Here is a 22,531-nt window from a genome sequence, read left to right as displayed (position 1 = left end):
GACCCTTATGGCCTCCGCCGACACGCCCGCCGACGTCTTCAAGCGCGCCCTCGCCCATGCGGCGCGGGCGCTGGCCGAGCAATCGGAGCTTGAGGTCGCCTTCGGTTCGGATGGGCCGAAGCTGGCCAACGGCGTCCTGACCCTGCCGCATCCGCCGCGCGATCCGGGCTCGCCCGAGAATGCCGCGCTGCGCGGCCAGGCCGACCGGCTGGCGCTGCGGCTGGCCAATCACGACGAAGGCCTGCACGCCCGGCTACGGCCGGTGGACAGCCGCGCCGCCGAGGTGTTCGAGGCGGTGGAGCAAGCTCGCGTCGAGGCCGTGGGATCGACCGCCCTGGCCGGGGTCCGCGCGAACATGAGCGCGGCCCTGGTGACCCGTCTGGAGAAGATGGGCGCCCTGCGCGTCACCGAGGCCGAGCGTGTGCCGGTGGCGGAGGCCGTCGCCCTGCTGGTGCGCGAACGCCTGACCGGCCAGCCCGCGCCCGACGGCGCGGCGGCCATGCTTGATCTCGTGCGCACGAGCATCGAGGACAGGGCTGGAGCGAAGCTGAACGCCCTGGCCGAGGTGGCCGGCGACCAGACCGCCTTCGCCGGGCGGTTGAAGGACGTTCTGCGCGCCCTCGAGCTCGACCCCGGCGACGGGCGCGGCGACGACGCCTCGGACGATCAGGGCGACGAGGAGCCGGATCCGCAGGATCCGGACGCGGCCGACGATCAGGACGAGGAAGAGGACGCCGGCGGCGGCGAGGGCCAGTCCATGGACGGCTCGACCGACGACAAGGATCAGGGCGAGGATCGCGACAGCCGTCCCGACGGCGCGCCCGGCGACCCCGACGGGGAGGCCTCGGACGATGGCCCGGACGTCAACGAAGGCTCCCTGCCCAACCGCCAGCAGACCGCCGACGACGGGCGCGCCATCGACGCCTATCGGGTGTTCACCACGGCCTATGATGAGGTGATCGACGCCGCCGACCTGTGCGATCCGAACGAGCTGGAGCGGCTGCGGGCCCTGCTGGACCAGCAGCTGACGGCCCTGTCGTCGGTGGTGTCTCGGCTGGCCAACAAACTGCAGCGCCGGCTGATGGCGCAGCAGAACCGCAGCTGGCATTTCGACCTTGAGGAGGGGGTGCTGGACACCGCCCGCCTGACCCGGATCATCACCGACCCGACCTCGCCGCTCAGCTTCAAGGCCGAGAGCGAAAGCCCGTTCCGCGACACGGTGGTGACCCTGCTGCTGGACAATTCCGGCTCCATGCGGGGGCGGCCGATCATGGTCGCGGCGGTCTGCGCCGACATTCTGGCGCGGACGCTGGAGCGTTGCGGGGTCAAGGTCGAGATCCTGGGCTTCACCACCCGGGCCTGGAAGGGCGGCCAGTCGCGCGAGGCCTGGATCACGGCCGGCAAGCCCGCCAATCCGGGCCGTCTGAACGACCTGCGCCACATCATCTACAAGTCCGCCGACGCGCCGTGGCGGCGGGCGAAGAAGAGCCTCGGCCTGATGATGCGCGAGGGGCTGCTGAAGGAAAACATCGACGGCGAGGCCCTGACCTGGGCCCACGAGCGTCTGCTGGGCCGGACCGAGTCGCGCCGCATCCTGATGGTCATCTCGGACGGGTCGCCGGTCGACGATTCCACCCAGTCGGCCAATGCGGCCCTGTATCTGGACAAGCATCTGCGCCAGATCATCGCCGAGATCGAGACCCGCTCGCCGGTCGAGCTGATGGCGATCGGCATCGGCCATGATGTGACCCGCTGGTACCGCCGCGCGGTCACGATCGTCGATGTCGAGCAACTGGCCGGGGCCATGGTCGAGAATCTGGCCGCCCTGTTCGAAGCCGAGCCCAAGGCCGTCTCGGCGGGCCGCCGCCGGAAGGCCGCGTGAGGCGGCTCGCCGCCGCCGTCCTGACATTGCTGCTGGGCGCCTGCGCGGGCGCGGGCGCCGTTTCCGAACCGTGGCGGGGGGCCGACGGCGGCTGGACGCCGGCCGCCGCCGAAATTCGCGAGATCGGCCTGGGCTTGCCGGGCGGAGCTCAACTGGCGCCCGGCGTGCGGTTCGCCGGCGGTATCCAGATCGTCGCGCCGAGGGGCCATCGATTGCATGGCCTGTCGGACCTGAAGCTGGCCGGTGAAGACATGGTTGCGGTCACCGACGCGGGCGATCTGGTGCGGGGTCGGCTCGCGTTCGACCGGCGCGGCCGGCTTGCCGGTTTGTCCGGCCTGCGTTTGCGCAACCTGACCGCCGAAGACGGTCGCCCCTTCCCGACCAAGGCGGACGGCGACGCTGAAAGCCTGGCGATTACGGCGGATGGCGAGCTGATCGTCGGCTTCGAACAGACGCCGCGCCTGTGGTCCTACGGCCTGCTCGACGCGCTGACCGGCCGTCCTGCGCCGCGCGCGGTTCCACCGGTTCCGCCCGGCAACGAGGGTCTGGAGGCGTTGGCGGCCGGTCCGGAGGGGCTGCGCGCCGCCGCGGAGGCCGGCGGGGTGTGGGATTGCAGGCCCGCGCGCTGCACGGCGGTTACGCCGCCGCCCGCGACGCCTCCCGCCGTCGCCGACTGGCGCATCACCGGCATGGACCGCGACCCGGCCGGCGGCGGCTGGTTCGTCGTCGAGCGAATGTATCGTGAGCCGATCGACATGCGCGCGCGCCTGCGCCGCATGGACGCTTCAGGCCGCCTTGGGCCTGTGCTTGTGACCCTCAGCCTGCCGTCGACGACCGATAATTTCGAAGGTGTGGCGACGACGGCGGTGGCCGCGGGAACGCGCCTCTACATCCTGTCGGACGACAACGACAATCCGCGGCAGCGGACCCTGCTGCTGGCCTTCGACCTGGAGTGGCGTGAACCCTGAGGGTTCAGCCGTCCGGCATGCGGGAGCCCTGCATGCGGCGCAGCATTTCGCGGCTCTGGGCCGCTTCTTCGGCGGTCTGAACGTTGTTGCGGCAGACGCGGCGGCCGAAGCGCGATCCGGTGACGGCTTCCATCCGGCAGGTCTGGGCCGCCTCGGCGGGCGTGGCGGCGACGTTCACGGTCGGCAGGGTCGCCGGCTCGGTCTGCGGCGCGGCCGCGGACGCCTGGGCCGGCGCGGGGGCGGGGATCTGCGCGGCAGGGGGAGTCTGCTGCTGGAGAACGAGGGAAGCGAACAAGGCGACGGGGAAGAACACCAGGATCTCCTGTGGAAACTTTGACGTCATAATGCCAGCCGGATCGCGGATCGCAACCCGGGCGCGCGATCAGACCTTTTCGCTGATCTTTATGGCGACACGGCAGCCGGCCTTGATGACCGCGTTGAGCAGGCCGTAGCCGGGAGCCTCGCGAGCCCCGTGGTCGACCGCATGGGCGTGGTGGACCAGTTCCTCGTCGCGGAACACCGACAGTTCCGCGGCCAGCGCCGGATCCCGGTCGCGCAGTTCGGCGATCTGGTCGGCATAATGCTCCTCGATCACGCTCTCGACCGCTTCGGTGCAGGCGTGGGCGGCCTTATCGCCCATCAGGGCGGTGCTGGCGCCCAGCGCCATGGCGGCCAGCCGCCAGACCGGAGTCATCAGCGTGGGGCGCACCCGTTCGGCGTTCAGCAGGGCGTCGAAGCGCGCCAGATGCACCGCCTCCTGGTCCCGCATGTCGCCCAGGTCCCCAGCCAGCGCCGCCTTGCCCGCGCGGCCCTCGAACACGGCCTTCTGGGCGCGATAGATGTGGACGGCGGCGTATTCGCCCGCATGATCGACGCGCAGGATCTCGGCCCGGCGACGCCGGCTGGCGCCGCGTCCCGGCCGGGCCAGCGGAATGCGCCGGTCGACCGTCGGATCCGCTCCGGGGGACTCAGGTTCGAGGCGCTCTGGCATCCTTGGGCCTCTTTGCGGCGAGAAGGCTGAACACGGCGAGGGCCGCCGAGATCAGGGCGTTCCATCCTGCCATGGACAGGCCGATGAACTGCCATGCCACCGCGTCGCAGAAGACGGGTTTTTCGACCGGCCCGGTCCCCAGGGCCAGCGCGGCCAGTCCCTCGAGGTTGACCTCGCCGCCACCCGAGCAGGTCGCGGGCAGGTCCCACCACTTCAACTCGCCGCCCATGTGGAAGACAGCCGTGATCGATCCGGTGGCGAAGACCACGGCCAGCAGGAAGGCGGCGATGCGGGGCGTGCCGCGGCTGCCGCGGCTGACCAGGTGCCAGAGGGTGGCGACCAGGGCGATGACGACCGCGCCCCAGTAGACTTCGCGCTGCTTGAGGCACAGGTTGCAGGGCGCCAGACCGGCGAACCGCTCGAACGCATGCGCCGCGCCCAGCATCGCCAGCGAGGCGGCGAGGGCGAAGGCGGTCCACCACCGCGTCAGAAGTCGATAGAGGTCTCTCATCGGACGATGTTCATAGCCGGGCCTGAACGCCGCGTCGATGAGACTCGCCGGATCAGAGCAGCTTGACCGCCACGATGACGCCAACCAGCACCGCCAGGCCGATGAGGCTCCACATCGCCAGCCGCTTTTCGACCATCTCCAGCATCGGGGGACCCCAGCGTTTGAGGATGAAGGCCTCGGCGTAGAAGCGGGCGCCGCGGGTCACGGCGCACAGGGCCACGAACAGGGGGAAGTTGAACTGGAAGATGCCCGAGGCGATGGTGATCAGCTTGAACGGGATGGGCGTCAGACCCTTGATCAGGATTACCCAGGCCCCGTGCTGCTGGAACAGGGCCTTGGACGCCTCGAAGGTATCGGCCTTTCCCAGCCAGCTCAGGATCATCATCCCGACGTCGGTCAGAAAATAGCCGATCGCATAACCCAGCATCGCGCCCAGCACGGAGGCGATCGTGCAGACGGTGGCGTAGAAATAGGCCCGGTCGGGCCGCGCCAGAATCATGGGGGCCAGCATCACGTCGGGCGGAACGGGGAAGAAGGAGCTCTCGGTGAACGAGATCACGGCCAGGGCCGGCGTGGCGTGTTTGCTGCGGGCCAGGGCGAAAACCCGATCGTAGAGCTTGCGAAGCATGAGTTCCCTTGGGCGACAGCCGGACGGGTCGCGTCTAGCAGGCGGCGGGGGCGGGCGCATCCTCCGAAACCCTCCGTTATTCGCGATCGCGGCGAAGGGTCGCTATAGAGACCGCCTTCCCGCCTCTCCCCAGGACGGACGTCTCCATGCGCTACCTGCACACCATGGTCCGGGTCACGGACCTCGAAGCCTCGCTGCATTTCTACCGCGACCTGCTGGGTCTGGTGGAGACGCGGCGCATGGAGAACGAGGCCGGGCGCTATACGCTGGTCTTCCTGGCGGCGCCGTCGGATCGGCCCCGCGCCGAAGCCGAGCGCTCTCCCGAGGTGGAGCTGACCTTCAACTGGGACCCCCAGCCCTATGACGGAGGGCGCAATTTCGGCCATCTGGCCTACAGGGTCGACGACATCTACGCGGCCTGCCAACGGCTGATGGACGGCGGCGTGGTGGTCAACCGACCGCCGCGCGACGGCAACATGGCCTTCGTGCGCTCGCCCGACGGCATTTCGATCGAACTGCTGCAGGAGGGCGCGCCGCTGGCGCCCGCCGAACCGTGGGCGTCGATGCCCAATTCCGGGAGCTGGTGACCTTGAAGAGCCTGATCGCCGTCCTGGCCGCGGCCTCGGCCCTTGCGGCCTGCGCCTCGACGTCCGAGACCTATCCGGCGCGCACGGCGACCGAACAGCTGCTGGTCGCCCGCGCCGCCGACCGCGCCGTCGAGGGCCTGACCCTGCCGATCCCGGCCGGATCGCGGGTCTTCGTCGATTCCGCCTTCTTCCAGGCCGAGAACGCCGCCTACGCCGTCAGCGCGATCCGCGCGGCCCTGTCCGAGGCCGGCTACGCCCTGGCGCCGTCGAAGGCCGAGGCGGACGCGGTGTTCGAACTGCGGGCCGGGGCCCTGTCGCTGGAACAGATGCGCCGCGTCTTCGGCCTGCCCGAGATGCGGGTGCCCATCAACGACAGCTTCAATGTCGTCTCCGTGCCGGAACTGTCGATCTACAGCCGCCGCGACCGGGTCGGCGTCGCCGAGTTTTCGGGCTTCCTCTATGAGCCGAGGACGGGTGCGCCGCTGGGCGCGGTCGTGCCCATGACCGGCGAATTCCGCATCCGCAGCCACAAACTGCTGATGATCGTCGCCTGGGGTCAGCAGAGCGTCGACCCCGGCGAACGCAATCCGGGCGACAGCTGGCGGCAGTTCTAGGGCCCGAGGCTTGCGCCCCGCGCCCTGACCGGAGATGGTCGCGCCCTCACAGTTTCCGGGGGTTTCCATGCGCCGTCTGCTCGTTTCGTCCGTCGCCGTCGTCGCCATGCTGGCGGGGGCCCCCGCTGTCGCTCTGGCCCAGACTCCCGCGCCCGCGCCCGCTACCGTCCCCGCGCAGAGCGAGGACGCCCGGCTGGCGGCCTTCTTCGAACAGGCCTTCCAGGAACGGATCGCGCTGAGCCCGCAGTCCATGACCTCGCTGGGGCTGAAGACCGACTACGACAAGCTGGACGACGCCACCGACGCCGCGTCCGACCGGGCGCTGGCCATGGCCGAAAATCAGCTGGCGCAGCTCAACGACCAGTTCAATCCCCGGACCCTGAGCGCCGACAGCCGGATGTCGTGGCGGCTGTTCGAATATGGCGTTCAGCAGGCGCGGCTGTCGAACCGGTGGCGCGACTGGGGCTATCAGTTCGCCGCCAACGGCAACCCGACCACGGGCCTGCCGGTGTTCATGATCAACAACCACCGCGTTGGCAGCGTCTCCGACGCCGAGGCCTATGTGGCCCGCCTGCGCGACGCCGAACGCGTCATGGGCGAGATCGCCGCCGAACTGCGCGACCGGGCCTCGAAGGGGGTGATCTCGCCGAATTTCGTCTTCGAGCCCTCGATCGCCAATACCCGCAACATCATCACGGGCGCGCCCTTCGACGGCGGCGCCGACAATCCGGTCTGGGCCGACTTCCAGAAGAAGGTCGGGGCGCTGGACGCCGATCAGGCCACGAAGGACCGCCTGCTGGCCGAGGGCCGCGCGGCCCTGACCGGTGAATGGAAGCGCGGCTATGAGGGCGTGCTGGCGGCGCTGGCCGAGGTTCAGGTGCTGGCCGCGGCGATGCCGGACCGCGACGCCGGCGTCTGGCGGCTGCCGGACGGAGAGGCCTTCTACAACGCCCGCCTCCAGCTTTCGACGACCACCGACCTGACGGCGGACCAGATCCACGAGACCGGCCTGTCCGAGGTGGCGCGCATCCAGGCCGAGATGGAGGTCATCAAGGCGGCCGTCGGCTTCACCGGCTCGCTCCAGGAATTCTTCGCCTTCATCAAGACGGACCCGCGGTTCCAGTATCCGAACACGCCCGAGGGCAAGGAACAGTATCTGACCGACTCCCGCGCCTTCATCGCCCAGGTGATGACGGACGCCCCGCGGTATTTCCACGACCTGCCCGCGGCGGCGCTGGAAGTGCGGTCGGTCGAGCCGTGGCGCGAGGCGACGGCCTCGGTCGCCTTCTACAATTCGCCGTCCCCGGACGGATCGCGACCCGGCATCTATTACGTCAACCTGTCGGACATGACCCAGGTGCTGAAGCCCCAGATAGAGGCCATCAGCTATCACGAGGGCGCGCCCGGCCACCATTTCCAGATCGCCTATGCGCAGGAGATCGAGGGCATGCCGCGCTTCCGGCGCTTCGGCGGCTACGGCGCCTATGCCGAGGGATGGGGCCTGTACGCCGAGCGGCTGGGCAAGGAGATGGGCTATTATCCGGACCCGTATTCGGACTTCGGCCGGCTGTCGCTTGAGCTGTGGCGGGCGGTGCGGCTGGTGACGGATACCGGCCTGCACGCCAAGCGCTGGAGCCGGGAACAGGCCATCGAATATTTCCAGCGGAATTCGCTGCTGAGCGAGCGCGACATCGTCAAGGAGGTGGAGCGCTACATCACCAATCCGGGCCAGGCGACCAGCTACAAGATCGGCGAGCTGAAGATCCGCGAACTTCGCGCAAGGGCCGAGGCCGCGCTGGGTTCGCGCTTCGACATCCGCGATTTCCACGCCGTCGTCCTGGGTTCGGGTTCGGTGCCGCTGGAGGTGCTGGAGGACCAGGTCGACGCCTGGATCGCGGCGGGCGGCGGGGCGCCGGCGGCCTGACGCGGCCCTTCGCCGCGTTGGCGGAACCTTCACCGCGCCCTAGCTCTATCGGCGGAACCCGTGAATGGAGACGCCCATGCCGCTCTTGATGTGCCCCAACGACAACGCCGCCATGCAGACGCTGGAGCGGGGCGGCGTGCAGTTTGACATGTGCCCCAGCTGCCGCGGCGTCTGGCTGGACCGGGGCGAGCTGGAGAAGCTGATGGCGTCGGCCGCCGAGGACGGCCGCGCCTCCGCGCCCCAGGCCGCGCCGCCGCAACAGGCCCAGCAGCCCTACCCGCCGCAGCAACCGGCGCCGCAACCGTGGGGCGGACAGCCGGCATATCGCGACGACCGCTATCGCAGCCGCGATGACGACGACTACCGCTACAAGAAAAAGAAGCGCGACAGCATCTTCGACATCTTCGACTAGGGCGCCGGAAGGATCAGGCGGCCAGGCCGGCCGCCTTCATAAGCCCCTTCAGCGGGGCCAGGGCTTCCGGCGTGGCCGAGAGGGTCGCGCGGGATTCCGGGGCGCGGAACAGCTTGATGGCTTCGGACCTGGCCCGGTCGGCGGCCGGGCCCATGGGCGCGGTCTCGCCGGCGGCCATGCGCAACAGCACCGACAGCTTCTGCTGCAGGGGCGCGGGCGAACGCGCCAGCATCATCACGATCTTCGCCTCGCTCTCGACCGCGCCCCCCACCGTGCCGATGGCCTCCGAGATCCCGGCGTCGTCGCGCTCGTTCAGGCCGCAGGCGTGCACGGACCGCTGGAGCGCAGCCAGAACGCCCAGCTTCTGGGCCGCGGTCTGGCCGACGGCGGCGGCGCGCATCTCGGTCTCGAACCGCAGCGAACCCACGCAGGCCGACAGCCAGCGGGCCGCCGAACGCTTGTTGGCCGTCCCGGTGACGTTCTCGCACAGCCGGGTGAGGGCCTCGGCCTCGCACAGCACCGTGGTGCAGGTCTTGGCGTAGGCGGCGACGAAATCGGCGGTGACAATGGCCTTGGAGCGCTCGTTGAACGCGTTCTGCACCTCTTCCAGCGTCAGCAGACGGCCGGCGGTGACCGTCAGCGCCATGGCCAGGGTGCGCAGGATGTCGATCTCGCCGGCGGCGTCGTTGGGGCGCAGGCGGCGGGGGCTCATCAGCTCGCGCAGCACCATCCGCGCCAGGGCGGACGCCAGCAGGGGGAATTCGCCGGCCTCGAGCCGCTCGCCCAGCCGGGCGGCCGGACCATCGACGTTCGGCATCTGGAGCGCCATCCGGGCGTCCTGCCGGATCAGGGCGGCGATCTCGTTGGGAGCCACCATTCGCACCACGGCGGCCAGCGAGGCCCCCTGATCGAGCGCCGGCCCCAGGATGTCGGTCAGATTGGTGCGCGCCGCCAGCATCTCGCACAGCAGCTGTTCGATCGGCACCAGCACCATGGCGCGCGGGGGGCCGTCCATCGGCGCCCGGTCGGCCAGATCCATCAGCCGATCGAGCCGCGCACGGCCGCCGCGAATTCCGGTCAGGGCGCACGACACCACTCCGCCCATGATGAAGGCCCGGTCGGGCTGGCCCGCCAGCCGATGGGCCAGATCGGCGATCGAACAGTCCTCCAGGCTGGGGAACTGGCCGCGCCGGCCCGCGGCGATGACCCGCTCGACGGCCTTGTCAGCCACCTTCTGATAGTGGCGGACCAGATCGTGGACCGGCTGACCGACGGCCTGGCTTTCGGGCACCGCCACCTTCTGGATGGCGTGCTGCAGTTCGACGCCCGAGGCTTCCAGTTTCTCGGCCAGGTCGGGGCGGTGCAGCAGTTCGAACGCCGTCACGCCCTGACGGGCCAGCCAGTCTTCCAGCACCCGACCGATCAGCTCGCGGGCCTGGGGGGTGTAGAAATCCTGCGGTCCGTTGCAGCGGGGCCCGCTCTGGTCCTCGGCTACAACCCGCTTGTGCCGCACCTCGGGCGCGCCGCGGGTCAGCACCGTCGAGCTGGCGAACTCCATGGTGTCGGGATCGAGGACTTCCCTGGTTACCCGCACGGCCGCCGCGCGGCTGTCCGCCAGCATGTCCTCGGCCGCCTGAACCGCGATCGTGCGGTCTTCAGTCGCCATCTGGAGGGTCCAGGGGGCGGGCGCCGTCTTCCGGATATAAACTTCGTAGTGGACGGAGCCGGCCATCAAAACGCTCGAACTGTTCCTCTCCATGATGACGCCAAGGCTTTAAGGGGGGGTTTCGTTGTGGATTATGGTCACGCGCCCCATCTTCAGGTCTCGTGACCGATGTTATCGGGTTTTCGGTCGACCGGCCCCGAACAATGATGGATTAGAACGGTAACGCTTGCCGTGCGTTGAGACTGCGAACGAAGAGTCTGCAAGGAGACCGCCTTTGGCCAACATCACCCTGGTCGACGACGACGAGAACATCGTCGCCTCCGTCTCGCTGGCGCTGGAAAGCCATGGTCACAAGATCACGGCCTACCACGACGGAGCCGCCGGGCTCGAGGCGCTGGAGGCCAGTCCGCCGGATCTGGCCATCCTTGACGTCAAGATGCCCCGCATGGACGGAATGGAGGTGCTGCGCCGCCTGCGCCAGACCTCGCAGATCCCGGTCATCATGCTGACCTCGCGCGACGAGGAGATCGACGAGATCCTGGGCTTCAACCTGGGCGCCGACGACTACATCCACAAACCCTTCAGCCAGCGTCTGCTGATCGAGCGGGTCAAGGCGCTGCTGCGCCGGACCGGCGCCGACGGCGGCGAGCCCGAGCCCTCGGGCGAGAATTCGTCCAAGGCCATCAAGCGCGGCAAGCTGTCGATGGACCCGGCCCGCCACGAGAGCACCTGGGAGGGCAAGCCGGTCAAGCTGACCGTCACCGAGTTCCTGCTGCTGCAGGCCCTGGCCCAGCGCCCCGGCTTCGTGAAGAGCCGCGACAATCTGATGGACGCCGCCTACGACGATCAGGTCTATGTCGATGACCGCACCATCGACAGCCACGTCAAGCGGATGCGAAAGAAGTTCCGGGTGGTCGACCCCGAGTTCGACGCCATCGAGACCCTGTATGGCGTCGGATACCGCTATCGCGAAAGCTGATCCGCTCCCGCCGGGAGACGACGAACCGCGCCGCCCGTTGAAACGCTTCGGGGGGTCGCGGCTCGGCGGCCTGATCCTGGCCCTGAACCTGCTCAGCCTGCTGATCCTGTTCGTCGGGGCGCTGCTGCTGAATGAATGGAGCCGCGGTCTGATCGCGGCGCGGCAGGAAACGCTGCAGGCGCAGGGCGAGATTCTGGTTCAGGTGCTCGGCGAGCGCGGCGTGACCCAGGGAGAGCCCTTCCCGACCTTCGACGCGATCGAGGCGGGCAAGCTGTTCGTCGACGTGATCATCCCCGAAGGCCAGCGCGCACGCCTGTTCGACCTCGACGGCATCCCGGTCGCCGACAGCTATCAGGTCACCGAGTCCATTCCCGGTCAGCCCCTGCCGCCCGCGCGGCCGGCGGGCACGCCGATCCAGGAACCCGACGCGGCCGAACGCGCGCGCGACGAAGCCGATCTGAACCAGGCCCGCGCGGTCCTGGCCGAGGAGGTCGAGCGGGCGCTGGAAGGCGAGACGCAGGCGAGCCTGCGCCGTTCGGAAAGCGGCGACCGCGTCGTGTCCGTCTCCATCCCGGTGCGTCATGTGCAGCAGGTGCTGGGGGTTCTGACGCTGGAGGCCGGAGATGTCGACCAGACCCTGGCCGCCCAGCGCCGCGCCCTGATGCCCTTCGCCTTGGTGGCCCTGGCGGTGAACCTGCTGGGCTCACTGCTGATGCACCTGTTCGTGGCACGGCCCGTGATGCGGCTGTCGGCGGCGGCGGACGAGGTCCGGCTGCAGCGCGCCCGCGCCATTTCCCTGCCCGATCTGGAGAGCCGCAAGGACGAGATCGGCGACCTGGCCCGGTCGCTGGAGACCATGACCGCGACCCTGTCCGACCGCATGGACGCCATCGAACGCTTCGCCGCCGACGTCTCGCACGAGATCAAGAACCCCCTCACTTCGATCCGCTCGGCGCTGGAGACCTTGCCGCTGGTCAGGACCGAGGCCCAGCGCGAGAAGCTGACGGTCCTGCTGCAACAGGACGTACGGCGTCTGGACCGGCTGATCACCGACATCTCCAACGCCTCTCGTCTGGACGCCGAACTGGCCCGCGACCGGCCGCGGACGATCGACCTGACCACCCTCCTGACCGAGATCGTCGGCGTCTATGAGGCGGGGCGAAAGCCGGGCGAACCGCGGATTGTCTTCGAGGCTCCGGCGGGCGACCACATCCTCGTCGTTGGCCGCGACGGACCGCTGGGCCAGGTGTTCCGCAACCTGATCGACAACGCCCGCTCGTTCAGTCCGCCGGGCGGCTTGGTGCGGGCAACCCTGTCCCGCGATGCGACCGATCCGGACCGCTCGGCCCATGTGACGATCGACGACGACGGACCCGGAATCCCGCCCGAAAACCTCGAGACCGTTTTCCAGCGGTTCTACACCTCGCGGCCCAAGGGCACGGCCTTCGGGGCCAATTCCGGTCTCGGCCTGTCGATCGCGCGCCAGATCATCGAGGCTCACGGCGGCGCCATACAGGCGACCAACCGGACCGGTCCCGACGGCGCGGTCGAGGGCGCCCGCTTCGAGGTCGCCCTGCCGCTGGCGCCCGCGGGCCGGCGTGGATGAGCGACCAGCCTCTGCACGGCACGGTCGCCGCGCGCTGGACCCCGGGCAGTGGCTGGCGCGGCGTGCTGATCATCGGCCCGTCCGGCGCCGGCAAGAGCGACCTGGCACTGCGCCTGATCGGCCATGGCTGGCGGCTGGTGGCGGACGACTACGCCCATGTGTTCGCCTCGGGGCGCGCGCTTTACGCCACATGCCCGCCCACCATCACCGGACGTATCGAGGCGCGGGGCGTCGGCGTCCTGCCCGCCTGCGCCCTCGACATGGTCCGGCTGGTGCTGGCGGTTCAGCTGTCGGCGGACCCGGTCGAACGGCTGCCCGAGGCCGCGGAAATCATTCTCGCCGGGGTTCCGTTGCCCCTTGTCCGGCTGTGTGGATTCGAGCCGTCCGCGGTCGAAAAGGTCACACTGCTGACCAGCCCGCTTTAACCCGGCGCGGAGTTGGGCTATTCCGCCCGGCTTGCGGCGAGCTGAATAGCCGCCGGACGCGGGGCGCGAGCTTTGGTAATGCCTTCATGATCGGGCTGGTGATTGTCACCCACGGGGGACTGGCCTCGGAATTCCTGGCGGCCATGGAGCACGTCGTGGGCCCCCAGCGCGGGGTCGCGGCCATCTGCATCGGTCCCGAGGACGACATGGAACGCCGCCGGCGCGACATCGTCGACGCCGCCAACGCCGTGAACGACGGCGACGGCGTCATCCTGCTGACCGACATGTTCGGCGGCACGCCTTCCAACCTGGCCATTTCGGTGATGGAAGAGACCCAGGCCGAGGTCATCGCCGGGCTGAACCTGCCGATGCTGATCAAGCTGGCCAGCGTGCGCGGCCGCGAGCCGCTGGAGGCCTGCGTGGCCCACGCCCAGGACGCCGGCCGCAAATACATCTCGGTGGCCAGCTGGGTGCTTCAGGGCGAGAAATGAGCGTCACGGCCACGGCGAACATCTGCAACACCCGGGGCCTGCACGCCCGCGCCTCGGCCAAATTCGTCAAACTGGCCTCCAGCTTCGACGCCGAGATCCACGTCACCCGCGACGGCGTGACGGTGAACGCCCTGTCGATCATGGGCCTGCTGATGCTGGGCGCCGGCAACGGCTGCGGCATCGAGATCGTGGGGGAAGGCCCGGAGGCCGAAGCCGCCGTCGCCGCCCTGGCCGAGCTGGTCAAGCGGAAGTTCGACGAGGACCAGTAGGTCAGTCTTCCGGCGGCGTCTGAACCGCCCCGATGTGCGTCACGCCGCGCCGTTCCGCGATCTCGACCTGACGGGCCCTTTCCCGATAACGCGCGCGATCCGCCTCCGTCCGCGCATCGGCGCAGCGGTCGCAGGCGACCCCCTCGATATAGCGCGGCGACTTCCGCCCTTCCTCGCTGACCGGCATCCGGCAGCCCCGGCACAGGCTGTGGCTGCCCGGCGCCAGGCAGTGGCCGACGGCGACCCGCTCGTCGAAGACGAAGCATTCGCCCCGCCACAGGCTTTCGGCCTCGGGCGTCGTCTCCAGATAGCGCAGGACGCCGCCCTCCAGATGGAAGACGTCCTGGACACCCTCGGCCTTGAGAAAGGCCGTCGCCTTCTCGCAGCGGATGCCGCCGGTGCAGTACATGGCGACCTTCGGCGGGTTCGGCCGGTCCAGCAGGGCCCGGCCCTCGGTCCGGAACCAGTCCGGGAAATCGCGAAAGCCGCGCGTATTGGGCTGGACCGCCCCCTCGAAGGCGCCGACCCCGGCCTCATAGTCGTTGCGGGTGTCGATCACGACCACGCCGGGATCGCGGATCAGGGCGTTCCAGTCGGCGGGCGCGACATAGGTCCCGGCGTCGGCGGGGTCGAGGCCCGGCCGGCCCATGGTCACGATCTCGGGCTTGATCCGCACCTTCAGGCGGTGGAACGGCATCGCGTCCGCCGTGGCGTATTTGACGTCGAGGCCGGAGAAGCCCGGCAGGGCGCGAATGCCCGCCAGCACGCGCTCGACCGAGGGCCCGGGGCCGGCGATGGCGCCGTTCAGCCCTTCATGAGCGACCAGCAGGGTGCCGCGCACGTCGGGCCGGCACAGCGCCTCCAGCCGGTCGCGTACCGCCTCGCGGTCGGTAATGGCCGCGAACCGGTAGAGGGCGGCCACCGTCACCGGCCCGGGAGAGCGCACAGGAGCTGGATTGGTGGACTGGGTCATGTCGACAGTGCGGGTGCCTGGTGGAGCCGAGGGGAGTCGAACCCCTGACCTCGTCATTGCGAACGACGCGCTCTACCAACTGAGCTACGGCCCCGTTTCCGGGTGCAGGCGAGGGCGCGACATACGAGGGCCGGGCCGGGAGTGTCAACGGGCTTGAAGCCCGGCGCCGCTGCGACGCCGGAATCCTTGGACGTGGCGCGCGGTCACGCTAGAAGCGGAACATATCCCGTTTCCGGAGTCCCTTCATGGGTTACGCCATCGTCTGGCTGGTCAATACGATCCTGTCGCTCATGACCTGGGCGATCATCCTGTCGGCCATCATAAGCTGGCTGTTCGCCTTCGACGTGATCAACCGCCGCAACCGGTTCGTCAGCCAGGTCGCGGACTTCCTGGACCGGATCACCGCCCCGATCCTGGAGCCGTTCCGCCGTATCATTCCGCCGCTGGGCGGAATCGACATCTCGCCGATCGTGGTCCTGCTGCTGATCAATTTCATCCGCATCCTTTTCAACCGTCTGACGGCGCCCGTGCTGATCCAGATGCTGGGATAAACGCGACCGCCGCGACACGCCTCCACCCGTTCACCACGGTCCCGCGCTTCCGGCCTTGCGCCGTCCGGCGAGGGTCCTAAGGTGCCGCTCCGACCGGGCCAAGCGCCCGCCAGCCAACCGGACTTCATGACCACGATCCGATCCGTCGCCATCGTCGGCGCAGGCCAGATGGGCGCAGGCATCGCCCAGACCGTGGCCGCGGGCGGCTATCAGGTGCTGTTGTACGACGCCGCCGGCGACCGCGTGCCCCAGGCCCAGGGAGCCATCGCCGCCAGCCTGGCCCGTCAGGTCGCGCGCGGCCTGATCGACCAGTCCGCGGCCGACGCCGCTCTGTCGCGCATCGTCACCGCGCCCTCCCTCGCCGCCGCCGCCAAGGCCGATCTGGTGATCGAGGCCGCGATCGAGGACGAGGCGGTCAAGAAATCCATCCTCGCCGACCTGACGCCGCACCTGGGCCCGGACACCCTGCTGGCGTCCAACACCTCGTCGATCTCCATCACCCGGCTGGCCTCGGTCACCGACCGGCCCGAACGCTTCATCGGCCTGCATTTCATGAAGCCGGCTCCGGTGATGAAGCTGGTCGAGATCATCCGCGGCATCGCCACCTCGGCCCAGACCTATGACATCGCCGTGGCGTTCGCGGAATCGCTGGGCAAGACGACGACCAATTCCGAGGACTTCCCCGCCTTCATCGTCAACCGCATCCTCGTGCCGATGATCAACGAGGCCGTCTATGTCCTGTACGAGGGCGTCGGCGACGTCGCCTCGATCGACAAGGCGCTGAAGCTGGGCGCCAACCATCCGATGGGGCCGCTGGAGCTGGCGGACTTCATGGGACTGGACGTCGTCCTGGCCATCATGAACGTGCTCTACGACGGCCTGGCCGACAGCAAATACCGGCCCTGTCCGCTGCTGGTGAAATATGTCGAGGCCGGCTGGCTGGGGCGCAAGTCCGGCCGCGGCTTCTACGACTATTCCGGCCCGGAACCGGCGCCGACCCGATGATCCCCACGCTGGAAAAGCCGGAAGACTTCCCGGGCCAGCAGCGCGTGTCCTGGCGACGCGACCCGCAACGCATCGTGCTGGCGGCGCTGGCCGGGGCCCTGTGGCCGCCGCTGGTCATCACCCTGATCGTGTGGCCGCCCCGGAACTGGCTGCCCAGCCTGGAGATGGACTGGCGGCTGCTGGTGCTGGTCATCGGCCTGGCCGCCGTGCCCGGCGGCCTGTGGCTGCTGGCGCGTGAGCGGGACATGACCGGCCGCCCGGCGACCCGTCTGGGCGTGGTCTGGCGCTTCATGTTCTTCGGCGGCCTGCTGGCGGCCGGCCTTCAGGCCATGCTGGCCCTGATCGTGTCCGTGGTGGGCTGGTTCGAGGCCGGGGGCATCGCCCAGGCCGCCGGCGCGACCGAGACGACGCTTCTGATCTACGGGGTCGGCGGCCTTCCGATCGCCGTTCTGCTGGGCGTCAGCTACGCCCTGTGGGCCGGGCTGTGCGCCGCCTTCATCGCCTTCATGCCCCAGCCCGCGGTCCGCGACCGGCTGGGCGTCATGCGCGACCGCGCCCCCGAATGACGCCGCGCCGCTGATTTCCGTTTGACCCAGCGGCCGGTTGGGCCAGGCTTGACGGGCCGATACGGGGGACAATGTCATGGCAGCCGTCGAAATTCAGCCGTCGCCGCGAGCGGTGGACGCGCCCCTGGGGCCGGTGAAGCCCGCGGACCGCATCTTCACCCTCGACATGCTGCGGGGCTGGGCGATCCTTGGCATTCTGGCAGTCAACGCCATGTCCTTCGTCTGGCCGCCGGCGCTGGAGATGACGTCCGGCCTGACCCCGCCGTATCCGATGGACGCCGCGAACACCCTGGGCGCCTGGATCACCGACGTCTTCTTCCGCGACAAATTCCGCTCGATGTTCTCGATGCTGTTCGGCGTCTCCATCTTCCTGATCGGCGGCGAGCGGTCGGATGAGGCGCGTGGCAAGCTTTTGCGCGGGCGGCTGTTCTGGCTGGCGGTCTTCGGCGTGATCCACGGCGCCGCCTTCTGGTTCGGCGATATCCTGCTGCACTACGCCTACTGCGGTCTGATCGTGATGCTGATGCGCTCATGGAAGGCCGGCAGGCTGATCCGGGTCGGCGCCGGCCTGAACCTGCTGTTCGGTCTGCTGTCGGCCGGCGCCATGCTGGCGGAGGCGGCCTTCGGCGGCGGCGGTGGAGCGGCGGCCCAGGGCGGCGGCAATCCATTCGACGTCACGCCCGAGGCCCTGGCCGCCAGCATCCAGGCCTATCAGTCGGGCTGGCCGGCGGCGCAGATCGAAAACCTCAAGGCCTGGGCGATCCTGCAGTCCGCCAGCCTGGTGTTGATCCCGATCACCGGGGGGCTGATGCTGTTGGGGATGGGCCTGTTCAAATCCGGCTTCTTCCAGGGCCGGTCGCCAACCTGGGTCTATCTTCTGCTTCTGGTCCTCGGCGCGGCCAACCTGGCCTTCCTCGGCTGGTTTCAGTGGATCGCGGCGCACGCCCCTCACGGCGAGGATCCGACCGGCGGCCTGGCCGGCGTGAGCGGCAGTTTCGCGCCCCTGATCACCGTCGGCTACGCCAGCCTGCTGATCCTGATGACCCGTTTCGGGCTGAAACCGCTGACCCGGGTGCTGGCCCCCGTCGGGCGGATGGCCTTCACCAACTACCTGACCCAGACGCTGATCATGTCGACCCTGTTCTATATGCCGTGGGGCCCGCACTGGTTCGGCGGCATGGGACCGGGCGCGCTGTGGGGCGTGGTCGCCGCAGTCTGGGCCGCCCAGCTGATCTGGTCGCCGCTGTGGCTGTCGGTCTTCACCATGGGACCGCTGGAGTGGATCTGGCGTTGCCTGACCTATGGCCGGATGGTGCCGCTGAGGAAGGCCTCCGTGGCCGCAGGCTGATCGGCGTCGTTGCCCGGCGGCGGGCTATGGCTTAATCGCGCGGCATGAGCACCGACACGCCGTCCCGCCCCGAAGCCCGCAACCCGCGGGGGTTCGCCGACCGCCGAGGCGCGGATCTGATCGCCGAGCGCCGCCTGGTGGCGCGCGTGTCCGAGGTCTATGAGCGCTGGGGCTTCGAGCCGCTGGAGACCGGCGCCTTCGAATACGCCGACGCCCTGGGCAAATTCCTGCCCGATGCCGACCGCCCGAACGAGGGCGTCTTCGCCCTGCAGGACGACGACGACCAGTGGATGGCCCTGCGCTATGACCTGACCGCCCCCCTGGCCCGGTTCGCGGCCCAGGGCTGGGAGACCCTGCCCAAGCCGTTCCGCCGCTACGCCTTCGGCCCCGTGTGGCGCAATGAGAAGCCCGGCCCCGGCCGCTTCCGCGAGTTCGTCCAGTGCGACGCCGACACCGTCGGCTCTGACCGGCCCGAGGCCGACGCGGAGATCATCGCCATGGCCTGCGAGGGCCTGCGCGCCGCCGGGCTGGACGCCGACCAGGCTGTGGTCCGGGTCTCGAACCGCAAGCTGTTCGACGGCCTGTTCGACGCGGGCGGCGTCACCGATCCGCGCCAGCGCCTGACCGCCCTGCGCGCCATCGACAAATTTGACCGTCTGGGCTGGGAAGGGGTGTCGGCCCTTCTTGGCGAAGGCCGGCTGGACGAGTCCGGCGACTACACCAAGGGCGCCAACCTGCCGCTCGGCGTGGCCACGACCATCGAGGCCTTCCTCGCCTCGGCGGGCGACGCGGGCCTGTCGCGGGCGGCGACGCTCGAGGCCGTGGCCCGCGCCGGCGGCCTCGGCGCGACCGGCGAGGCGGCGCTGGAGGAACTGGCGGCCATCGACCGGGCCCTGAACTCGATGAAGGTCAGCGAGGGCGCCGTGCGCTTCGACCCGACCATCGTGCGCGGGCTGGAATATTATACCGGCGCCGTGTTCGAGGCCGAACTGCTGCTGGACACGACCGACGACAAGGGCCGGGCCGTGCGCTTCGGCTCGATCGGCGGCGGCGGTCGCTATGACGATCTGGTCGCCCGTTTCACCGGCGAACGCCTGCCGGCCACCGGCTTCTCGTTCGGCGTCTCGCGGCTGGCTTCAGCGCTGAAGGCGGCGGGGCGGGGCGGGGCGGAGTCCGTACGCGGTCCGGTCGTCGTCATCGTCTTCTCCGACGCCGACATGCAGCACTATCTCGACGCCGTGTCCGAGCTGCGCAACGCCGGGATCGCCGCCGAACTCTACCTCGGCCGGGCGGGCATGAAGGCGCAGATGAAGTACGCCGACCGGCGCGGCGCCCCCGCCGCCGTCATCCTCGGCGGGGACGAGATCGCTGCCGGTCAGGTCACGGTCAAGGATCTCGACGCGGGCCGCGCCCTGGCCGCCGGCGTGACCGACAATGAAGCCTGGAAATCCGAACGCCCCGGGCAACGGGTGGTCACGCGAGGCGAGCTGGTCGCGACCGTCCGCGCCATCGTCGAGGGCGCGCGCACAGGTTCGTGAGTTATCAGTGATAACCTTTAAATTCCCGATAGTTCCTCAATGCCTTCATTGACTTGAGACGGAAAATGTCGTCTTTTTGACGCACTCGGGAAGCGCAGCGTTTCGGCGCAGCAGCGGCTCGGAGGCGTTTCGGGGAGGAAACGTCCGCTCGTCAAAGAGCGAAAGAAAGCCCGCCGCGATGTATCCCCCGCGGCGGGCTTTTTTGCGTCTGGAGTTCAGGGTTTGTCGTTCTCCCTCCCCCTCCGGGGGAGGGTCGTCGATGCGGAGCATCGACGGGGTGGGCGCGGCTCGGCGATCCGCACGCCGGCGTTTTTCGTTCCCCGGCCGCCCCCACCCGGTCGCTACGCGACCACCCTCCCCCGGAGGGGGAGGGAGATCCACAACGAAAGAAAAAGGGGCCGGAGCACCGCTCCGACCCCTCATTCGTCAGCGTGTGAAACGCCCTACCAGATCCGCACCCGGTCTTCCGGGGCGAGGTAGTATTTCGAACCCGGCTGGACGTCGAACGCCTCGTACCAGGCGTCGATGTTGCGCACGGGACCGATGACGCGGAACTCGGCCGGGCTGTGCGGGTCGGTGGCGATCTGGTTGCGCAGGGCGTCGTCGCGCATCTTGGACTGCCAGACCTGCGCCCAGCCGTAGAAGAAGCGCTGGTCGCCGGTGACGCCGTCCAGCACGGGCGCCGGCTGGCCGTTCAGCGACAGATGATAGGCCTCCAGGCCCACCGCATTGCCGGCGGCGTCGCCGATGTTCTCGCCCATGGTCAGGCCGCCCTGGACCTTGAAGCCCGGGATCGGCTCGAACTGGTCGTACTGTTCGCCCAGCCGCGTGGTCAGGCCGTCGAAATTGGCCCGATCTCCGGGGGTCCACCAGCTGCGCAGAACGCCGTCGCCGTCGGACTTGGAGCCCTGGTCGTCGAAGCCGTGGCCGATCTCGTGGCCGATGACGCCGCCGATGCCGCCGTAGTTGACGGCCGGGTCCGCGTCGGGATCGAAGAACGGCGGCTGCAGGATGGCGGCCGGGAAGACGATCTCGTTGTTGGTCGAGTTGTAATAGGCGTTCACCGTCTGGGGCGTCATGCCCCATTCGGTCTTGTCGACCGGATCGTTCAGGCGGTTCAGCTGGTAGTTCCACTGGAAGAGGCCGGCGCGTTCGGCGTTGCCGAACAGGTCGTCGGGCCGGACCTCGAGCGCCGAATAGTCACGCCATTTGTTCGGATAGCCGATCTTGACCGTGAATTTGTTCAGCTTCTCCTCGGCGGCCGCGCGGGTCTCGGCGCTCATCCAGCTGTAGGTGCGGATGCGGTTGCCCAGGGCCGTGCGCAGGTTGGCGACCAGGGCCTCCATCTTGGCCTTGGACTCGGCCGGGAAGTATTCGGCCACATACTGGCGGCCGACGGCCTCGCCCAGCATGCCCTCGGCGAAGGTGATGCCGCGCTTGTCGCGGGGACGCTGCATCGGCTGGCCGTTCAGGTCGCGCGAACGGAACTCCCACTGGGCGTCGGCGAAGCGGCGCGACAGGCGCGGCGCGGCGTCGTCGACGGTGTGGAAGGCCTGCCAGGCCTGGATGACCTCCATCGGCGTCTCGGCGTAGATGGCGGCGATCTTCGGCATGGCCGTGTCCTGACGGACGATCAGGCGCGGGACCTCGCCCACGCCGACGGCGGAGTAATAGGCCTGCCACGGGAAGCCGGGGGCCTCGGACGCCAGCTGGGCGATGGAGTATTCGTTGTAGGTCTCGTCGCGGTTGCGGTTCTGGATCGGGGTCCAGTGCGCCTCGGCGATGCGGGTCTCGAAGGCCACGATGGCCTCGGCGGAAGCCGTCGGGTTTTCCCAACCGACCATCTCCAGCATGCGGGCGACATAGGCCTGGTAAAGGACCTTCTTCTCGGCCCAGCGCTGCTCCAGATAGTAGTCGCGGTTGGGCAGGCCCAGGCCAGACTGGCCGGTCGAGACCACGTAGCGGGTCGGCGCCTTCTGGTCGGTGGTGATGCCGGTGCCGAAGATCGATCCGCCGATCCGGCCTTGCGTCTCGCCCATGTATACGGCGGCAAGGTCATGAGTGTTGGCGGCGCGAATGGCGGCCAGGTAGGGATTCAGCGGCTGGGCGTCCAGCGCCTCGATGCGGGCTTCGTCCATGTAGGACCGATAGGCGTCGGCGATCTTCTGTTCGTCCGATCCGGCGGTCAGGTCGGTCCGGGCCGTCAGGCCCTCGATCATCGCCTTGACGCGGTTGTCGGACAGTTCGCGCAGCAGGGCGAACGAGCCGTAGCTGGTGCGATCCGACGGGATCTGCATGCGGTCCAGCGCGGCGCCGTTGGCATGGCGCATGAAGCTGTCGCCCGGGCTCACCGAGGTGTCGCGGCCGTTCAGGTCGAAGCCCCAGGTCCCGTATTTCGGGGCTTCCGTGCCCTGATAGCCCAGCACCGTGGCGCCTTCGGCCGGCGTCTGGAACAGTTCAAAGACGGTGCAGGCCTCGTCGATGCAGCCGTGGTCATGGTCCTGGGCGGCCGCCATGGAGGCGGGCAGCAGCAGGGCGCCGAGCGCGGCGCCGATGAGCAGTTTCTTCATGGGATTTCCCTCGACTTCGCATCTCTA

The 22,531-nt window shown here is 69.2% G+C and carries 23 protein-coding genes and 1 tRNA gene; 16 read left to right on the top strand and 8 right to left on the bottom strand.

Features of this window, described 5'->3' with window-relative positions; all coding sequences use genetic code 11:
• Positions 1–7 precede the first annotated feature (7 nt).
• Entirely contained in the window at positions 8–1,882 is a 1,875-nt protein-coding gene (cobT, locus tag PSV23_RS13805; protein ID WP_300469975.1) for a cobaltochelatase subunit CobT, read from the top strand.
• Complete coding sequence (locus tag PSV23_RS13800; protein ID WP_300469973.1) at positions 1,879–2,850, top strand: esterase-like activity of phytase family protein; 972 nt, start codon at positions 1,879–1,881, stop codon at positions 2,848–2,850. The genes cobT and PSV23_RS13800 overlap by 4 nt, the downstream gene beginning before the upstream one ends.
• A gap of 4 nt (positions 2,851–2,854) precedes the next feature.
• Here PSV23_RS13800 and PSV23_RS13795 read toward each other — a convergent pair whose 3' ends face one another.
• The 4 genes from PSV23_RS13795 to PSV23_RS13780 form a co-directional block, all read right to left on the bottom strand.
• Positions 2,855–3,163: a hypothetical protein gene (locus PSV23_RS13795; protein ID WP_300469971.1), complete on the bottom strand. Its 309-nt coding sequence runs from the start codon at positions 3,161–3,163 to the stop codon at positions 2,855–2,857.
• Between the two features lie 69 nt (positions 3,164–3,232).
• Positions 3,233–3,841, bottom strand: a complete 609-nt coding sequence (locus PSV23_RS13790) for a demethoxyubiquinone hydroxylase family protein (RefSeq protein WP_300469969.1) — start codon at positions 3,839–3,841, stop codon at positions 3,233–3,235.
• Entirely contained in the window at positions 3,819–4,352 is a 534-nt protein-coding gene (locus PSV23_RS13785; protein ID WP_300469966.1) for a disulfide bond formation protein B, read from the bottom strand. The genes PSV23_RS13790 and PSV23_RS13785 overlap by 23 nt, the downstream gene beginning before the upstream one ends.
• Before the next feature lie 52 nt (positions 4,353–4,404).
• Positions 4,405–4,980 carry a YqaA family protein gene (locus PSV23_RS13780; protein WP_300469964.1) on the bottom strand — a complete coding sequence of 192 codons (576 nt, stop codon included), beginning with the start codon at positions 4,978–4,980 and terminating at the stop codon, positions 4,405–4,407.
• Positions 4,981–5,126: 146 nt separating this feature from the next.
• On the opposite strand from PSV23_RS13780, the gene PSV23_RS13775 reads away from it, so the two are divergent.
• The 4 genes from PSV23_RS13775 (at position 5,127) to PSV23_RS13760 (ending at position 8,517) form a co-directional block, all read left to right on the top strand.
• Positions 5,127–5,567, top strand: a complete 441-nt coding sequence (locus PSV23_RS13775) for a VOC family protein (RefSeq protein WP_300469962.1) — start codon at positions 5,127–5,129, stop codon at positions 5,565–5,567.
• The gene (locus PSV23_RS13770; RefSeq protein WP_300469960.1) at positions 5,564–6,181 is read left to right on the top strand and encodes a DUF6655 family protein; all 618 of its coding nucleotides are present in this window, start codon (positions 5,564–5,566) and stop codon (positions 6,179–6,181) included. The genes PSV23_RS13775 and PSV23_RS13770 overlap by 4 nt, the downstream gene beginning before the upstream one ends.
• A gap of 67 nt (positions 6,182–6,248) precedes the next feature.
• Positions 6,249–8,105: a DUF885 domain-containing protein gene (locus tag PSV23_RS13765; protein ID WP_300469958.1), complete on the top strand. Its 1,857-nt coding sequence runs from the start codon at positions 6,249–6,251 to the stop codon at positions 8,103–8,105.
• A gap of 76 nt (positions 8,106–8,181) precedes the next feature.
• Positions 8,182–8,517: a zf-TFIIB domain-containing protein gene (locus tag PSV23_RS13760; RefSeq protein ID WP_300469956.1), complete on the top strand. Its 336-nt coding sequence runs from the start codon at positions 8,182–8,184 to the stop codon at positions 8,515–8,517.
• 13 nt (positions 8,518–8,530) lie between these two features.
• On the opposite strand, the gene PSV23_RS13755 is transcribed toward PSV23_RS13760, so the two are convergent.
• Complete coding sequence (locus PSV23_RS13755) at positions 8,531–10,183, bottom strand: hypothetical protein (protein ID WP_300469954.1); 1,653 nt, start codon at positions 10,181–10,183, stop codon at positions 8,531–8,533.
• A 274-nt stretch (positions 10,184–10,457) separates the two neighbouring features.
• Here PSV23_RS13755 and PSV23_RS13750 point away from each other — a divergent pair, with 274 nt between their 5' ends.
• The 5 genes from PSV23_RS13750 (at position 10,458) to PSV23_RS13730 (ending at position 13,953) form a co-directional block, all read left to right on the top strand.
• Positions 10,458–11,162, top strand: a complete 705-nt coding sequence (locus tag PSV23_RS13750; RefSeq protein ID WP_300469952.1) for a response regulator transcription factor — start codon at positions 10,458–10,460, stop codon at positions 11,160–11,162.
• On the top strand, positions 11,131–12,768 hold the full coding sequence (locus PSV23_RS13745; protein WP_300469950.1) for an ATP-binding protein: 1,638 nt from the start codon (positions 11,131–11,133) through the stop codon (positions 12,766–12,768). Before PSV23_RS13750 ends, PSV23_RS13745 begins: the two co-directional genes overlap by 32 nt.
• A complete protein-coding gene (locus tag PSV23_RS13740) occupies positions 12,765–13,193 on the top strand; it encodes a serine kinase (RefSeq protein ID WP_300469948.1) in 429 nt (142 codons plus the stop codon). The genes PSV23_RS13745 and PSV23_RS13740 overlap by 4 nt, the downstream gene beginning before the upstream one ends.
• An 86-nt stretch (positions 13,194–13,279) precedes the next feature.
• Entirely contained in the window at positions 13,280–13,684 is a 405-nt protein-coding gene (locus PSV23_RS13735) for a PTS sugar transporter subunit IIA (protein ID WP_300469945.1), read from the top strand.
• On the top strand, positions 13,681–13,953 hold the full coding sequence (locus PSV23_RS13730) for an HPr family phosphocarrier protein (protein WP_300469943.1): 273 nt from the start codon (positions 13,681–13,683) through the stop codon (positions 13,951–13,953). Before PSV23_RS13735 ends, PSV23_RS13730 begins: the two co-directional genes overlap by 4 nt.
• 1 nt (position 13,954) lies before the next feature.
• Here PSV23_RS13730 and PSV23_RS13725 read toward each other — a convergent pair whose 3' ends face one another.
• Both PSV23_RS13725 and PSV23_RS13720 read right to left on the bottom strand, forming a co-directional pair.
• Positions 13,955–14,926 carry a rhodanese-related sulfurtransferase gene (locus PSV23_RS13725; protein WP_300469941.1) on the bottom strand — a complete coding sequence of 324 codons (972 nt, stop codon included), beginning with the start codon at positions 14,924–14,926 and terminating at the stop codon, positions 13,955–13,957.
• A gap of 18 nt (positions 14,927–14,944) precedes the next feature.
• Positions 14,945–15,020, bottom strand: a tRNA-Ala gene (locus PSV23_RS13720).
• A 151-nt stretch (positions 15,021–15,171) separates the two neighbouring features.
• Between PSV23_RS13720 and PSV23_RS13715 the strand changes: the two genes are divergently transcribed.
• The 5 genes from PSV23_RS13715 to hisS all read left to right on the top strand — a co-directional run bounded on the left by PSV23_RS13715 (position 15,172) and on the right by hisS (position 19,934).
• Positions 15,172–15,477, top strand: coding sequence for a YggT family protein (locus PSV23_RS13715; RefSeq protein ID WP_300469939.1), 306 nt, complete (start codon positions 15,172–15,174; stop codon positions 15,475–15,477).
• Between the two features lie 126 nt (positions 15,478–15,603).
• Positions 15,604–16,482 (top strand): 3-hydroxybutyryl-CoA dehydrogenase, encoded by an 879-nt coding sequence (locus PSV23_RS13710; RefSeq protein ID WP_300469937.1) that lies wholly within the window; start codon positions 15,604–15,606, stop codon positions 16,480–16,482.
• The gene (locus PSV23_RS13705) at positions 16,479–17,048 is read left to right on the top strand and encodes a phthalate transporter (RefSeq protein WP_300469935.1); all 570 of its coding nucleotides are present in this window, start codon (positions 16,479–16,481) and stop codon (positions 17,046–17,048) included. Before PSV23_RS13710 ends, PSV23_RS13705 begins: the two co-directional genes overlap by 4 nt.
• A 76-nt stretch (positions 17,049–17,124) precedes the next feature.
• Positions 17,125–18,396 (top strand): DUF418 domain-containing protein, encoded by a 1,272-nt coding sequence (locus PSV23_RS13700; RefSeq protein WP_300469933.1) that lies wholly within the window; start codon positions 17,125–17,127, stop codon positions 18,394–18,396.
• 44 nt (positions 18,397–18,440) lie between these two features.
• Positions 18,441–19,934 (top strand): histidine--tRNA ligase, encoded by a 1,494-nt coding sequence (gene hisS, locus PSV23_RS13695; protein WP_300469931.1) that lies wholly within the window; start codon positions 18,441–18,443, stop codon positions 19,932–19,934.
• A 443-nt stretch (positions 19,935–20,377) separates the two neighbouring features.
• Here hisS and PSV23_RS13690 read toward each other — a convergent pair whose 3' ends face one another.
• Complete coding sequence (locus tag PSV23_RS13690; protein WP_300469929.1) at positions 20,378–22,504, bottom strand: M13 family metallopeptidase; 2,127 nt, start codon at positions 22,502–22,504, stop codon at positions 20,378–20,380.
• Positions 22,505–22,531 lie beyond the last annotated feature (27 nt).

The organism is Brevundimonas sp., assembly GCF_029946145.1.
Classification (GTDB): domain Bacteria; phylum Pseudomonadota; class Alphaproteobacteria; order Caulobacterales; family Caulobacteraceae; genus Brevundimonas.
Note: the sequence above shows the minus strand (reverse complement) of the source record. Positions and strands in the feature narration are given on the sequence as shown.